At 71.4% G+C, this 14,872-nt stretch carries 11 protein-coding genes and 2 pseudogenes; 5 read left to right on the top strand and 8 right to left on the bottom strand.

Annotation, left to right across the window (positions count from 1 at the left end; translation table 11 throughout):
* Positions 1-143: 143 nt before the first annotated feature.
* The 5 genes and pseudogenes from H305_RS56370 to H305_RS50580 all read right to left on the bottom strand — a co-directional run.
* A pseudogene (locus H305_RS56370) lies at positions 144-329 on the bottom strand (cellulose binding domain-containing protein); the annotation flags it as partial.
* Positions 330-576: 247 nt separating this feature from the next.
* On the bottom strand, positions 577-1,875 hold the full coding sequence (locus H305_RS0114385) for an MFS transporter (protein WP_028801010.1): 1,299 nt from the start codon (positions 1,873-1,875) through the stop codon (positions 577-579).
* A gap of 108 nt (positions 1,876-1,983) precedes the next feature.
* Positions 1,984-2,919 carry a TauD/TfdA dioxygenase family protein gene (locus tag H305_RS0114380; protein WP_028801009.1) on the bottom strand — a complete coding sequence of 312 codons (936 nt, stop codon included), beginning with the start codon at positions 2,917-2,919 and terminating at the stop codon, positions 1,984-1,986.
* 223 nt (positions 2,920-3,142) lie between these two features.
* Complete coding sequence (locus H305_RS0114375) at positions 3,143-3,745, bottom strand: TetR/AcrR family transcriptional regulator (protein ID WP_028801008.1); 603 nt, start codon at positions 3,743-3,745, stop codon at positions 3,143-3,145.
* A gap of 151 nt (positions 3,746-3,896) precedes the next feature.
* A pseudogene (locus H305_RS50580) lies at positions 3,897-4,517 on the bottom strand (AMP-binding enzyme); the annotation flags it as partial.
* A gap of 100 nt (positions 4,518-4,617) precedes the next feature.
* Here H305_RS50580 and H305_RS0114370 point away from each other — a divergent pair.
* The gene (locus tag H305_RS0114370; RefSeq protein ID WP_028801007.1) at positions 4,618-5,226 is read left to right on the top strand and encodes a TetR/AcrR family transcriptional regulator; all 609 of its coding nucleotides are present in this window, start codon (positions 4,618-4,620) and stop codon (positions 5,224-5,226) included.
* A 24-nt stretch (positions 5,227-5,250) separates the two neighbouring features.
* A complete protein-coding gene (locus tag H305_RS0114365) occupies positions 5,251-6,906 on the top strand; it encodes an acyl-CoA dehydrogenase family protein (protein ID WP_028801006.1) in 1,656 nt (551 codons plus the stop codon).
* Here H305_RS0114365 and H305_RS56035 read toward each other — a convergent pair.
* The 3 genes from H305_RS56035 to H305_RS0114355 form a co-directional block, all read right to left on the bottom strand.
* Complete coding sequence (locus H305_RS56035; protein WP_324608098.1) at positions 6,875-7,042, bottom strand: hypothetical protein; 168 nt, start codon at positions 7,040-7,042, stop codon at positions 6,875-6,877. The two genes, H305_RS0114365 and H305_RS56035, sit on opposite strands and share 32 nt — an antisense overlap.
* 250 nt (positions 7,043-7,292) lie before the next feature.
* Entirely contained in the window at positions 7,293-7,730 is a 438-nt protein-coding gene (locus H305_RS0114360; protein WP_028801005.1) for a GNAT family N-acetyltransferase, read from the bottom strand.
* Between the two features lie 10 nt (positions 7,731-7,740).
* Positions 7,741-9,345, bottom strand: a complete 1,605-nt coding sequence (locus H305_RS0114355; protein ID WP_028801004.1) for a hypothetical protein — start codon at positions 9,343-9,345, stop codon at positions 7,741-7,743.
* A gap of 81 nt (positions 9,346-9,426) precedes the next feature.
* On the opposite strand from H305_RS0114355, the gene H305_RS0114350 reads away from it, so the two are divergent.
* The 3 genes from H305_RS0114350 to rpsA all read left to right on the top strand — a co-directional run.
* Positions 9,427-10,890: a hypothetical protein gene (locus H305_RS0114350; protein ID WP_028801003.1), complete on the top strand. Its 1,464-nt coding sequence runs from the start codon at positions 9,427-9,429 to the stop codon at positions 10,888-10,890.
* Positions 10,891-11,108: 218 nt separating this feature from the next.
* Positions 11,109-12,128, top strand: a complete 1,020-nt coding sequence (locus tag H305_RS0114345) for a hypothetical protein (RefSeq protein ID WP_028801002.1) — start codon at positions 11,109-11,111, stop codon at positions 12,126-12,128.
* Positions 12,129-13,504: 1,376 nt separating this feature from the next.
* The coding region (gene rpsA / locus H305_RS56365; protein WP_028801001.1) for a 30S ribosomal protein S1 at positions 13,505-14,872 on the top strand (1,368 nt) is incomplete at its 3' end.

Genomic DNA, 14,872 nt, shown 5'->3' with positions numbered 1-14,872 from the left:
CGTCCTGGAACCGAGTCGTTGCTCCGCGGGCCACGCGAGTACGTGCGGTGCAGTGCCGGGAGGGGTCCGCCCGAGCGGGACGAGGAAGTAGGGCGGACCCCGGCACCGGGACACCCGGACGGGCGATCGGCCCGACGGGCTTGCTACTTGGCCGTGCAGGCGGAGCCGTTCAGGCTGAACTGCCCGGGCTTGGCGAACGAGCCGTCGTAGGTGCCCTGGAACCCGAAGGTCTGTCTGCCACCCGCCGGGATACGCGAGTTGTACGCCAGGCCGGATGCCGTGACTGCTCCGGCGGCCGAAGAGACCGTGGTGTCCCAGGCGTTGGCGATCTGCTTGGCGCGGGCCACGTCGGCGACCGCTTCCGGTGCTCCGGCGGCGATCGGTGGAAGCATCCGCTCCAGCAGGGCGATCCGTTCCGGCAGCGGGGTCGCGGTCCAGGTGGCGGCGTGGTCGCGCGGATCGGCGACAGCGAGGGCGAGGGCGCTGCGGTCGAGGGCGGGTACGGGGCTCAAGGGTCAACTCCACTGCGGTGACGGGTGCGTGGGCCGCTGTGGTGTGCGGCCCGGTGGGGTCGGGTCAGCTGCAGAGACGGGCCATGTCGCGGGCCGGGTCGATCAGCAGGAAGGAGGCGGTGGCTCCGGCGGCCAGGAGCAGGCCGGACAGCAGTACTGCGCTCTGGTAGCCACCGCTGCCCTGGGTGTCGACCAGGGCGCCGACGGCAATGGGCGCGGCAAGACCCGCCGCAGTCACCACCGCGTTCATCGTGCCCAGGGCTCCGCCGCTCCTGGCCGGCGGGGCGAGTTCGGTGACGGTGGTCGCGGCGATCGTCGCGTACGATCCGCCGAGGCCGAAGCCGAGGGCGACCAGGACGGTCTTCGCGGCCGCAGCGTCGACGAGCGGCAGAGCCAGGCAGCAGGCGGCGCCCAGGGCGAGCAGCCAACCGCCGACCCATCCGCGGGCGCGGCGGGTGCTGACGCCTCGCCGCATGAGGTGGCCGGTGATGCCGGCTTGGGCCAGCAGCGCGACGGCGCCGATCGTCCAGGGGGCCACGACGACGATGCCGACCTCGTGAGCCGAGTAGCCGAGGGCGTTGCGCAGGTAGGACGGCAGCCAGACGAGCATCAGGGCGACGGCCCAGTAGCTGGTGAAGTAGGCGAGGGTGGCTCCGATCCAGGTACGGCTTGCGAAGATCCTCCGGTACGGGGGTGCGGTTCGGGTCGACGGGCACGCGGCGGTGTCCTGGGGCGCTGTGCGGTGGCGGCCGTCCGCGCCGAGCGTCGCCCAGGCCGCGACCCACACCAGGCCGGCTGCCGCGAGGATCCACAGAGCCGCCCGCCAGCCGTGGTGCTGGATCACCCAGGACAGACCGGGAGCCGAGACGATCACGCCGAGCGTGACGCCGAGGGTGATCAGCGCGCCGGGCAGGTTGCGCCGGTGGTCGGGGAACCAGGCCAGCGTGGCCTGCTGGGCGACGGGGAAGGCCGGGCCTTCCGCGGCCCCCAGGAAGACGCGTGAGACGACCAGCACCGTGAGTCCGCCGCCGATCGCGGCGGGGACCTGGGCCACGGACCACAGGACGGCCATCACCAGGAGGAGGACTTTGGGCGACACCCGGTCGGCGGCCAGTCCGACGACGACCGCGGCGATGGAGAAGAGCAGGAAGAACGCGCTGCTGGCGAGGCCGAACTGCGTGGCATTCAGGCGGAGGTCCGCACGGATCTCGTCGGCGGCGAGGCCGAGGACGGACTTGTCCGCGAAGTTGACCATCATGAAGACCATGAGCAGCGCGGTGACCGTCCAGGCTCGGACGCCGCTGCGGCCGGTGGCCCTGGTGGTCCCGGCGGTGGGTGGGGGCACGGTGGGTACGGCGGTCATGGGTGCTCCTGAGAAAGAGGGCTGACGGCCGTACGCGCGGGCCGTGGGAGACGATGAGCCGGGCCCGCACCAGCCGGGGACGCCGGGGCTGTGCGGGCCGGACCCGGTTCAGGACAGCCGGACCCCGGCGATGGCGATCCGCTCCATCACGCGGCGCTGCGGGAAGTAGTCGTTGATCGCGTAGTGCTGGGTCGCGATGTTGTCCCAGACGGCGATCGAGTCGGGCTCCCAGTGGAAGCGGACCTGGTACTCGGGGATGCGCGCCTGGAGCACCAGGATGTCGAGCAGCTCGCGGCTCTCGGCGTCGGAGAGCCCCTTGATGCGGGTGGTGAACGGTTCGTTGACGTAGAGCGTCCTGCGACCGCTGCGCGGGTGGCGGACCGCGATCGGGTGCTCGACCTGCGGCCACTGCCGGCGGAAGGCGTTCTTCTGCTCCTCGTTCATGAGGGCACCCCAGCTGGGCTCCCAGTCGTGGACTGCGGTGAGGTGCTCGATCCGCGCCTTCGTCTCGTCGGGGAGGTTGTCGTAGGCCGCTCCCATGTCGGCCCACATGGTGTCGCCGCCCGCGCCGGGCACCTCCACCGCGCGCAGGACGGAGCCGAGCGCGGGGTTGACCATGAAGGAGTGGTCGCTGTGCCAGATGTTCTTGTTGCCCGCCGCCTTGGCGTCCTTGGCGAGCCGGGAGACACCCGCGGTAGCGGTCTTCGGGAAGAAGGGGTTCGGTTCCGGCGGGCCCCAGATGCCGGACAGCGCGAGCTGATGGCCGGCGGTGAAGCCGGTCTGGTTCCGGAAGAAGATCACCTTCCACTCCAGCAGCGCCCGCCTCAGTTCCTCGGCGAGATCGTCGGTGATCGGCCGGGTCAGGTCGACCCCACCGAGCACGGCGCCGAAGTGCGGGGTCATCGGGCTGATCTCGATCAGCCGGTAGGCGGACGGCTCCGCTCCGGGTGCGAGCCGTTCGAGGACACGGCTCCCGTAGTGCATGAGGGGCTTGTCCAGGACCGGCTTGGGGTTGCTCACGGACTGGGTCGCGAGGTGGTGCATGGGGTTCCTCCCGGCAGCGAATCACCGATTACGTAACCGGCAGTATCGATATTGCGTCGCGGCGGGGCAAGAGGTCGGGCCAGGTTGTTTTCCAGCTGGTCCGACGGGCGGCGGGTTTCTTTTCGGGCATGCCGGAGGGCGCGTCGGCGCCCCAGCGCGCCACGCGCTCAAGGAGGTGACGAGGGGACGTCAGCCCATGGTCACTTGGGTCGTCACCCTGTGGTCACGGCGTGGCGGCGACCGCCCGGCCGATCAGATCCGCCACGGACTCGACGAGCGCCTCGTCCGGCAGGCGCTGTTCACCGACCAGCCGGAAGACCAGCGAGGCCGCCACGAGCGTAGCCGCGGCCGGCACGTCGACGTCGGGACGCACGTCGCCGCGCGCGACTCCGCGCTCCAGCAGATGCCGGGTCTCGCTCATCACCCGTGCCGTGTACGCACGATAGGCGGCGGGTTCCGCGCCCGCCTCGGCGGCGGAGCCGATCACACCGGCGAGCAGACGGCCGACACCGGGCTGCCGGTACGCCTTCATGCGGGCCGTCAGCACGGCGCGCAGCTCGGCCCGGAAGTCGCCCATGTCGGGCACGGTCAGCGGCCCGATCCTGGACTCGGCGGCCGCGATGACGAGGTCCTGTTTCGTGGGCCAGCGCCGGTACATGGCCGGCTTGCTCACCCCTGCACGGGCCGCGACGGCGTCCATGGTCAGCGCACCCATGCCGCTCTCCGCCACCAACTCGACGACGGCGTCCAGCACGGCTCGGGTGACGTGTTCCTGCCGGGGCCGTCCCGGCCCTCTGCGCGCCTGCTGCACCTGTTCCTCGGCCATGCCGTGACCATACGCGGGGCCCGGGCCGAGCCGCCCGCGGGGTGTGGCACGGTCCGGGTCCGGCCCGACGTGCTTCCACGCGCTCAGTCCGGCCCGGAGCACATCGGTCCGGGTCCGGCCCGACGCGCTTCCACGCGCTCAGTCCGGCCCAGAGCACATGCTCGGTGACCTGCCCCGAGGGTGTACGGGGCAGGTCCGGCCGCGGGACGAGTTCGCGCCGGATCTTGTAGCGGGGCGATCCGCGTCTCCAGCCGCTCGCGTATCCCCGCCAGGTCCAGCTCCGCGCGCGCCACGGCGAGGACGACGGCCGCGACGGCCTCGCCCCGACTGCGGGTGCGGGCGCCCGACGACGGCGACGTCGAGGACGTCCGGGTGAGCGCGCAGCGCACCCTCCACTTCCTGGGAGGCGACGTTCTCGCCACCGGTGATGACCACGTCTTTCACCCGGTCGACGACGGTGACGAAGCCGTCCTCGTCCACCCGGCCCAGGTCGCCGCTGCGGTACCAGTCCCCGGCGATCACCTCGGCCGTCGCCGGCTCGACGTCGAGGTATCCGACCACGCGGGTTTCGGAGCGCAGCCGGATCTCGCCGGTCCGCCCCGACCGACGTCGCCGCCGTCCGGCCCGACGACCCTCAGATCAACGCCGGGCATGCCCCACGCCCGATCGAGCCCGCCTTGTCCACCCGTTCGCCCGGCGACGGCGACGACCCCACCGGCCCCATGTCGCTCATCCCGGACACCTGGTGAAAGTCGTCGGAACCGTACGGACGGCGCTGTCCAGCAGGGCACCGAGGTGCATCACGTTCTCCTGACGGGCCTGGCCGGGAACCGGCCGTAGCGGGAAACTCTGAATGATGGTTCACTTCTTGCATGCCCTACCGCAAGACACCCGCGGAAGTCCGACGGCTCGAAGCCGCCCGGGACCACCTCGTGGCCTGCGCCACCGCGGTCGTCGCCGAGGTGGGCTGGTCGCAGGCGTCGGTGACCGCTGTCGCCGACTCGGCCGGGATCGCGGCAGGCTCGGTCTACCAACACTTCCCGTCCAAGTCGGCCCTCGCCGTCGAGGTGTTCCGGCGCGCGGCCGGACACGAGGTGGAGGTGCTGGGGCAAGTGCTCGACGGACCCGGCACCGCCGTGGAACGGCTCGCCCACGGCGTGGAGGTCTTCGCCCGTCGCGCGCTGGAGAACCGCGGACTCGCCTACGCCCTGCTCGCCGCGCCGGCCGAACCCGCGGTCGGCGCCGAGCGCCTCGACTTCCGCCGCCGCTACCGCGCCCTGTTCGCGGAAGTGGTCCGCGACGGCATGACGGCGGGACTGCTGCCCGCCCAGAACGGCGAGATCACCGCCGCCGCACTCACCGGCGCGATCGGCGAGGTGCTCGTCGACCCGCTCGGCGCACCCGACGAAGACGCCACCGTCGAGCTCCTCGCGGAGCTCAGGGCCATGGCCTTGCGCTGCGCGGGCGCCCCCTCCGTCTGACCCGACCCGCTCCCAGGAGGCCCGATGTCCACACCCGCACCGCGCAGCCACCCTGCCGCCGTGACGCACGAAGTGACCAACCAGCCGCCCCCGTTGGCCGGACACGACGTCGCCGACGACCCGGTGCTGATCGAGGGCGTGCGCCGCGAGGGTGCCGCCTGGTACCTGGACGACCTGCACCGGCTCGGCCGCCGCACGGGCAGCGAGGAGGTGCGGCGCTGGGCGGAGGAGGCCAACCGGTACGAGCCGGTGCTGCGCACCCACGACCGCTACGGCCACCGCGTCGACGAGGTCGACTTCCACCCCTCGTACCACGCGCTGATGGACGTGGCGATCGGTGAGGGGCTCGGCGGCAGCGCCTGGGCCGACGAGCGCGAGGGCGCGCACGTGGCGCGCGCCGCCGGGTTCATGGTGTGGAGCAGCGCCGAGGCCGGACACGGCTGCCCCGTGTCCATGACGTACGCGGCGGTCCCGGCGCTGCGCCACACCCCCGACCTCGCCAAGACGTACGAGCCGCTGCTCACCAGCCGTGTCTACGACCCCGGTCTGCGCACCCCCGCCGACAAGCGCGGCCTGCTCGCCGGAATGGGCATGACGGAGAAGCAGGGCGGCACCGATGTGCGCGCCAACACGACCACGGCCGCCGAACAGCCCGACGGGACCTGGCGGTTGCGCGGGCACAAGTGGTTCACCAGCGCGCCGATGAACGACCTGTTCCTCGTCCTCGCGCAGGCACCGGGCGGACTGTCCTGCTTCCTCGTCCCACGTGTCCTGCCCGACGGCAGCCGCAACACCTTCCGCATCCAACGGCTGAAGGACAAGCTCGGCAACCGCTCCAACGCCAGCAGCGAGCCCGAGTTCGACGACACCGTGGCCTGGCTCGTCGGGGACGAGGGCAAGGGTGTGCGCACCATCATCGACATGGTCACCATGACCCGGCTCGACTGTGTGCTCGGCTCCGCCTCCGGGACCCGCGCCGCGCTCGCCCAGGCCGCCCACCACGCGCGCCACCGCACGGTGTTCGGCGCCAGGCTCGTGGACCAGCCCCTGATGCGCAACGTACTGGCCGACCTGGGCCTGGAGTCGGAGGCCGCGACCACGCTCGCGCTGCGGCTGGCCGGGGCCACCGACCGGGCCCAGCGCGGCGACGCCCAGGAGCGTGCCTTCCTGCGCCTTGCCACGGCAGTCGGCAAGTACTGGGTGTGCAAGCGTCAGCCCGCCGCAGTCGCCGAAGCCCTGGAATGCCTCGGGGGCAACGGATATGACGAGGCCTCAGGCATGCCGCGCCTCTACCGCGAGGCCCCGCTCAACGGCATCTGGGAAGGTTCCGGCAATGTCAACGCCCTCGACATGCTGCGTGCTCTGGCCCGGGAGCCCGAGTCGCTGGAGGCGTTCCGTGCCGAGATCGAGGCGGCGGCCGGTGCCGATCACCGACTCGACTCCGCCTGGCGGGAGTTGCGGGGCGACCTCGTCCTGACCGAGGACGCTCCGCTGCGCGCCCGCCGTGTCATCGAGCGGGCGGCCCTGGTGCTCCAGGGCTCGCTGCTGGTCCGGCACGCGCCGGCCGCGGTCGCCGACGCGTTCTGCGCGTCGCGTCTGTCCGGGGACCGGGGCCTCGCCTTCGGAACGCTGCCGCCCGGCACGGATTTCACGGGACTGCTGGAACGGCTCCCCGTCTGACGGATCCGGCGGGGCGCCGTCGGCCGCGCCCCGCTCTGCGCACGGTGCGGGTGTCCGAGCGCAAGGACGACTCGCAGCCCTTGGCGGCGATCCACTTGGCGTTCGGGGCGACACCGATGCCGTGCCCGCCGACCATCGTGCCCGTCGGGTGGGTGCCGTGGCCGGTGTTCTCGCACGAGACGCCGCCGGTGCCGCACTGGCCGGTCGGGGCGCAGAGTTGTAGTCGTGCGTGAAAGTGCCGTTACAGGGAGCGCGGGCGCCAGGAGGAGGCCGTTACTCGCTCATTACGGGACTCGGAGCTCACCCGCCGCTCCCCCGCGCGCCGTTGGAGGGGCACGGTCGAAAGCCCTGCGACAACCCGCCTCGCACCATGTCCTCCGCGCCGCCTACGACTGCACGACGAAGCGATAGACCTTGGAGTCGCGCCCCTGGAATCCCAGACGCTCGTACAGTCGGTTCGCCGCCCCGCGCGACGGACGCGAGGTCAGGTCGACCGTCCGCGCCCCGGCCGCCTCGGCCAGGCGCAGTGCCTCCGCCGTCAAGGCCGCTCCGACGCCGTGCCCTCGGGCCGTCTCGTCGACCACGACATCCTCGATCCGGCACCGCAGGCCCGACGGCAACGGAAACGTGATCAGGGTGAGCATGCCGACCACCTGGCCCTGGATCCGGGCCGTCAGCAGCGTGTTGGCGTCGCTGCGCAGCAGCCCTGTCACCGACTCCCGGTCGGGCTCCTTCGCCGTGCTCGAAAGCTGCGGCAACAGGCGAGCGACCGCCCCGACCACCTCGTCGGTCGCCTCACGGACGACCTGCACCTCAACGCTCATGATCGGGACCCTATCGAAGGCTCGGCCGAGGGGTTCCGAAGTTCGGCCCGTCGTCCAGCAGGGCGCGCAGAGCCACGAGAAACTGCTCCCTGGCGCGCTCGACATCGTCCTGGCGGGCGTCGCCACCGTCTCGGAGCTCCTGCAGAGCGCGGGCCGTCGCCAGCACGGGGCGCCAGGGTGGGTCGTCCGCGTCGTCGGCGGGTGCGGCGGAGCTCCGGGCGGCGAGTCGTGCAAGTCGTTCGCACCGGTGGACGACCGTCCGCAGGTTCTCGTCGAGGACGCGGTCGAAGCGCACGTCGGAGAGGCGGCCCAGGGCATGGGTCAACTGTGGTCGCAGGCTTTCGAGTTCCGTCCGGACGGCGGTCGGCCGCGGAGCCCTTGTCGCGGGGCACGGTGGCGTGGCGTCTTCGGCCGGGGGCGCGGGAGACGGCCGCGGTGGCGAGGGGACCGGCTTGGCCACGCATTCGAAGGCGGCGCAGGCGCGGGCGGCCAGTTCCAGGAACCAGCGTCGTTCGCGCCCGGTGGTGCGACGCGTGACGAACATCAGGGCCGAGGCCTGAAGAGCCAGCAGGTACTGGGGGCGCCAGTCGGTCAGGGAGTAGCGCCTGCGGTGGCGCCACTCGTCCGGGGCGGAGCGGGTCTGCCGCACCATCGTGTGCAGGCCGGCGGGCAGCAGGTCCTCGTTCGGGTCGGGTGGCGCGTCCGCGACGAGGAGTTCGACCAGGTCGTCGAGGGCGCGATCGCCCAGCTCGGGGAGGTAGTCGCAGACCAGGCACAGCGTCAGGTGGGCCGGGTCCCGTGCCAGCAGGCCCTGTTGCTGGAAGCGTGACAGGTCGACGAGGCGATGGGCGTCGGGGACGAGTGCGGGGATCGTCTCCACCATGATGTTGCCGGGGTGCAGGTCGTAGTGGGCGCGCCCCAGGGCGACGGTGGGCGGCTTCAGCCCGGCCAGCGGAGAGTTCTCGAACCACAGGGGGTTCGGCAGGGACGCGGAACGGCCCGGCAGCGTGATGCGTGGGCGCTGCGCGTCAGCGCCCAGGAGGCCGGTCGCCGTGCGTGCCAGTCCGCTGTCGGGGGCCGCCCGGTGGCCGAGTGCCCGGCGCAGGAATTCCAGGGCCGTCATGGAGTGATCGGCACCGGCATCCGGGTTCCATTCGCTGAGCACCGATCGGATGACGGCGGCGGCGACGCAGGCACGCTCCGTGGAGGAGGTGAGCCGGCTGAGCGGCGTCAGTTCGTGATCACCGCGGTCGTCGAGGGCGATGCCGAGGAACATCAGCCAGGTGTCCGCCACCGCCAGCGGCGGGTAGACCTGCCGGACGAGCCGGCGTTCCGGGAAGTCGAACGTACGCGCCCCCTTGTCGAACGACGGGCCCGACTTCCACGCGATCTCCAGGTCGTGCGGTTCGGTGACGGCACCTTCGTCCGGAGCGCAGAGCTTGATCAGCAGCTTGTGCTCCGGATGGTCCGCGTCCCCGTCGTGGTGGAAGACGGCCAGCCGTGCTCCGCTGCCGCCGTCCGGCAGCGATTCCACGAAGTCCAGCGTGGGCCCGCCGCGTTGCCACTGCTCCAGTGCGGCCGCCGCGTCCTCACCGAAACAGGTGCATCCGCTCATCGGCCCAGTCTGTCCGAACCGGTCCCGCGGCGGCGCGGGTTGTGGTGATATGCCCTGGGAAACATATCGGGGGAACCGGCAATGGCGCGACGTGACGACATGGCCCGGCTGCAGCGTGCGGCGGCGGCCGGAAGGCCCATCAGGGCAAGCAGACTGGAGGCCGCGGTGGTCGGCCACGACCCGGCATCCGGTCCGTTCCGGATGCGGGGTGCGCGCGTCGTCGGACCGGTGGATCTGACACACCGGCAGCTCGCTTTCGGACTGGAGTTCGTGGAGTGCCGCTTCACCGACCCGCTTGATCTGCGTGGCCTTTCGGCGGGGTCACTGGATCTCGGCGCGTCGCACCTTCCGGCACTGGTGGCCGACGGCCTGGCGGTCGAGGGCGACGTACGGCTGGCCGGGTGCCGCATCGGCGCGGAGCCCGGCAGGCCCGTGCCGCTGGGTGCCGAGCCGCGCCCCGTCCGCGACGGCGTGCGGGCGCCGCGCCGGGTCGCGGAGGCGTCCGCCGAGGCGCCGCTGCGGCTCGCGGACGCAAGGATCGCCGGCAATCTGGTGGCCGAGGAGCTGGCTCTCTTCTCCACCGGCCCCTGGTCCTGTTTCGCTCCTCGGCTGCGGGTCGACGGCGCCGTGCAGGGGCAGTCGCTGATCGCCACCGGAGCGCTGTATCTGCGCGACGCCAGGGTCGCTCACGCCCTCGGCCTGAACGGCGCGCGGGTCGGTGGCCTGGACGCCACCGGGCTGGCCTGCGGCCGCGGGTTCTACGCGGACTGGGGTTTCCACACGAGCGGTCAGGTCCTGCTGCGCGGAGCGACCGTCGAGGCGGTGGTCACCTTCCACGACGCCACCCTCGCCGGTCCGCACGCGGGGCTCGTCCTCGGCCGACTGACGACTCCGCGGCTGCGTCTCGATCTGCGCAGCGCCCCCGAGGGACGGATCGTCCTGCGCGACGCCCACGTGGGCGCTCTCGTCGACGATCCGTCCGCGTGGCCCCGCCCGGGCGACCTCGACATCGAGGGGCTCGTCTACAAGCGCCTCGGGTCCACCTCTCCCTTGGACGTGAAGGGCCGACTCGGCTGGCTGGCCCTCGACCAGGAGGCGGGGGTCGGTGTCTTCGAACAGCTGGCGCTCTCCTACCAGTCCTCCGGGGACGAGCGAGCGGCGCGGACCGTGCGGCATGCGCGGGAGCGGCACCTGCGGCGCGGGGACCGGCTCACCGGCCGGATCTGGGGCACCGTGCAGGACGTCCTGTTCGGCTACGGATACGCCCCGCGGCGGGCGCTGCTGTGGCTGCTGGCCCTGGTCGCGGCGGGCTCGTCCTGGTTCTCGGTGCGCACGCCCGCCCCGGTGGGCGGATCGGGCCAGCGGGCCTTCGATCCGGTGCTGTACTGCGTGGACCTCCTGGTGCCCGTCGTCTCGCTGGGCTACCGCTCCGCCTTCGACCCCGCGGGCTGGGACAAGGCCGTCGCCGTCTTCCTGATCGTGTCCGGCTGGCTGCTGGCGACCGCCGTGATCTCGGGCGCCAGCCGCGCCCTGGGGCGCGTGTGAGCGACAGTAGGCGTGCGTGAGGGACGTTCACGCCCCGTTGTGCGCCTGCCTCGCCACCATGCGCCTTCACTCCTTCTGCGCGGGTCGGAGCGGAACCAGTGGGGCACGAGGCAGCGTTGTGGGTGACATACATCCAAGGCGCCTACGGAAAGCGGGTGCACGAACAGTTGAGGTTTCCGGCCCACGGCCGACCGTATGCGAACGGACCTGAGGGACTCATGAACGAAGACGAGTACTGGGTCGATCTGTGTCAGCACGATGCCGTGCTGGGCGGCGGCTTCTTCATCACCCGTTTCTTCGTCATGACACTCCTCGAGTGCGTGCAGTCGCTCGACGGCGGCTCCACGCTGGTCCTGGAGCTGGCCGGCGAAGAACCGGTGGAGCTGGAGGGACGCGTCGTCGACCTCCAGCCGGAGGCCGGCCTCGCGCTGATCCTGGTGGTGGCCCCGCCGAGCCAGGTTCTGCCCACCCCGCGTATGGATCATGTCGTCAAGGGTGACGACTGGCTGGCTCCCTACACTCCCCCGCGCGTGCGGCGCCCGTTGCGCGGCACGGTGGACGGCGTCGTGCACGACCACGCGCAGGACGCCCCGTGCCGTACGACTCTGCAACTGGTGCTTGACGGACCGGCGAAGGACTACAGCGCGTTCGGCGGCGGGCCCGTCGAAAGAGCGACCGAGGACACCGAGCAGACGCTGGTCGGCGTCCTCATGGGGTCCGGTTCCCCACGCTCGGCCGCACCCAGCGCGCCGGACGGAATGATCGCCACGGCGATCGACAGCGCGATGGAAGCGTTCCCCGGGCTGTCCGCCCTGAGTCTGGCGCAATGGCTGACCGGCACCGGCCTCCCGCCGGCCCACCCGGCCACGGCTGCCCCATCCGAGGAAGCGGTCGTGGTGCCCGGCGCCGGGCAGGCGCACGGCGCGCAGACGCGCGCCGGAACACACCCTCAATCCTCTCCAGTTTGCACCGATGGGGGTTCCAGTACAGCCACTTTGGACATATCCCCCAAGGCAGAGGTCACCCCGTGGTCTCCTCAGGACATCAGGGACCCGGCGGTGGCCCAGCTTTGTGCCCGGACGGAGGACTCACTCAAATTTCTCGACCACCTGGGCGACAGCGGGCTGGTCGACCCACTGGACCTGGACGCGTTCCGTCTACGGTTGCTCGACGACCTCACGGAGGCGTTGGGCGCACACGGGTCACTCGGCGGCGACAAGGGGGGTGAGGAGGCATGATCGACTCGTATGAAGAGGCTGTCGCGTGTGCTGAGGCGGCACTGCGTGATGCCCGCCGAGTCACAGTGCCCGACGCGCTGAGGACGTTCACGGCCCGCTGGGCCGAGGGGAAGTTCCCCGCCTACGGCGACGACGACCTGGCATCCGTGATGCGGCTGGCCTGGCTGCTGTACCAGATGGGGGTGAACGACGCCTCGTACGCCCTGGTGAAGCAGCTCGTGACGCACCCGCCCCAGGGACGTCCACCGGGCGGAGATCCCAACCGGTGCGCGGTGTTGCTCACCTGTCTCGGCCGCCCGGACGAGGCGCAGCAACTCCTGGCAGGCGATCAGACGGACGCGGTCCTACCCGCTCGCGGGATCGAGCAGGACGCCACTGCCGGCTTCGAAGACCCTTCCACGGCGCAGCAGGAGGACAGCGCTCGGCCCGCGAGGCCACCGGCTCCGCGAACCGGCGGCGCCGGCCGGCCGGGCTGGTCCCGGATCCGGGCCCTGGTCAACCTCGCCGCCATAAGCGCCCGTACGCAGCCGACGCAGGCGGCACACTGGCTGACCCAGGCCGAGGGCCACCTCGACGCCGCGTCCGGCACGCCACCGGTCGAGATCCGCCAGCTCCTGGCCGGAGTACGGGTCAGCCTCGCCCGTCGTGAGAAGCCCCAGGACGTCGACGACACACCCATGACCGAGTTGCGCGACGCGTCCCTGGCCGCCCTCGCGGCCCTCGACGGCCGCGACCCGCAGGGCTATCTGATCGTGGCCCAACTCGCCCTCGCCTACTTCGAGTCGGCTCGTGACGCGCAGTCCAGCGACCGGCTCGAACATGCCGCGGGAGTCCTGGAGGCAGCCAGCCAGCGTCTGTCCGCCATGCTCGGTGCCGACCACCCCCGCGCCCTGGTGGTGCAGGGCAAGCTGGCCGCCGTGCAGGTCGAGTGCGCGCGGGCCGCCCGGTCGACGGCACGCCTGGACCGGGCGACCACACAGCTGGCCTTCATCAGCACACGCCTGTCCCGCCGCCTCGGCGCCTGCCACCCGCAGTCCCTCGCCGCGACCGGGAACCTCGCGGTGGCCCGCCTCGAATGCGTGCGCACGACCACCGAACACACCCGGTCGGCACAGATCTTCCAGGACCTGGGATGGCAATGCCGTGACGTCACCGACCTGGTCGGCGCCGACCATCCCGTCGCACGCCTGGTCACGGCCTCCTACACGGTGTGCAGAAACCTCCTCGACCGAGGCGGTGACAGCTGGCACTGCGCCCCGTCGTCATACCGGTCGCACCGCCGGCACAGCGCGTCCGGCACCATGTCCGTGCACGCTTCAGCGTCCTGGCATGCGGCCTCGCACAGCCGTCCGGAGGCGGCGCGGCCTGCCGCGCCCGTGACCGTGCAGCCGGAGCAGGCCACCGCGCCGGCCGTCGCGGTCAACGACATCGGTGACGAGGAAGCCTTCCTCGCCGCGATCGACGAGACGATCAAGTACTTCAACGACGGCGACATCGTCGACGGCGTCATCGTGAAGGTCGACCGGGACGAGGTCCTGCTCGACATCGGTTACAAGACCGAAGGTGTCATCCCGAGCCGTGAGCTCTCGATCAAGCACGACGTCGACCCGAACGAGGTCGTGGCCGTCGGCGACGAGATCGAGGCCCTGGTCCTCCAGAAGGAGGACAAGGAAGGCCGCCTGATCCTCTCGAAGAAGCGCGCTCAGTACGAGCGTGCCTGGGGCACCATCGAGAAGATCAAGGAAGAGGACGGCATCGTCACCGGTACCGTCATCGAGGTCGTCAAGGGTGGTCTCATCCTCGACATCGGCCTCCGTGGCTTCCTGCCGGCTTCCCTCGTCGAGATGCGCCGTGTCCGCGACCTCCAGCCCTACGTGGGCAAGGAGCTCGAGGCGAAGATCATCGAGCTGGACAAGAACCGCAACAACGTGGTCCTGTCCCGCCGTGCCTGGCTGGAGCAGACCCAGTCCGAGGTCCGCCAGACGTTCCTCACGACCCTGCAGAAGGGTCAGGTCCGTTCCGGCGTCGTCTCCTCGATCGTCAACTTCGGTGCCTTCGTGGACCTGGGTGGCGTCGACGGTCTGGTCCACGTCTCCGAGCTGTCCTGGAAGCACATCGACCACCCGTCCGAGGTGGTCGAGGTCGGCCAGGAGGTCACCGTCGAGGTCCTCGACGTCGACATGGACCGCGAGCGTGTCTCCCTGTCGCTGAAGGCGACGCAGGAAGACCCGTGGCAGCAGTTCGCCCGCACCCACCAGATCGGCCAGGTCGTGCCCGGCAAGGTCACGAAGCTGGTTCCGTTCGGTGCGTTCGTCCGTGTGGACGAGGGCATCGAGGGTCTGGTGCACATCTCCGAGCTGGCCGAGCGCCACGTGGAGATCCCGGAGCAGGTCGTCCAGGTCAACGACGAGATCTTCGTCAAGGTCATCGACATCGACCTCGAGCGTCGTCGCATCAGCCTCTCGCTGAAGCAGGCCAACGAGTCCTTCGGTGCCGACCCGGCCTCGGTCGAGTTCGACCCGACCCTGTACGGCATGGCCGCGTCCTACGACGACCAGGGCAACTACATCTACCCCGAGGGCTTCGACCCCGAGACCAACGACTGGCTCGAGGGCTACGAGAAGCAGCGCGAGGAGTGGGAGCGCCAGTACGCCGAGGCGCAGCAGCGCTTCGAGCAGCACCAGGCGCAGGTCATCAAGTCCCGCGAGGCCGACGCCCAGGCGGCGGCCGAGGGCGGCGACGCG

The sequence above is a fragment of the Streptomyces sp. 142MFCol3.1 genome (assembly GCF_000424945.1).
Taxonomy (GTDB): domain Bacteria; phylum Actinomycetota; class Actinomycetes; order Streptomycetales; family Streptomycetaceae; genus Streptomyces; species Streptomyces siamensis.
This window is presented reverse-complemented; position numbering and strand designations above follow the sequence as displayed.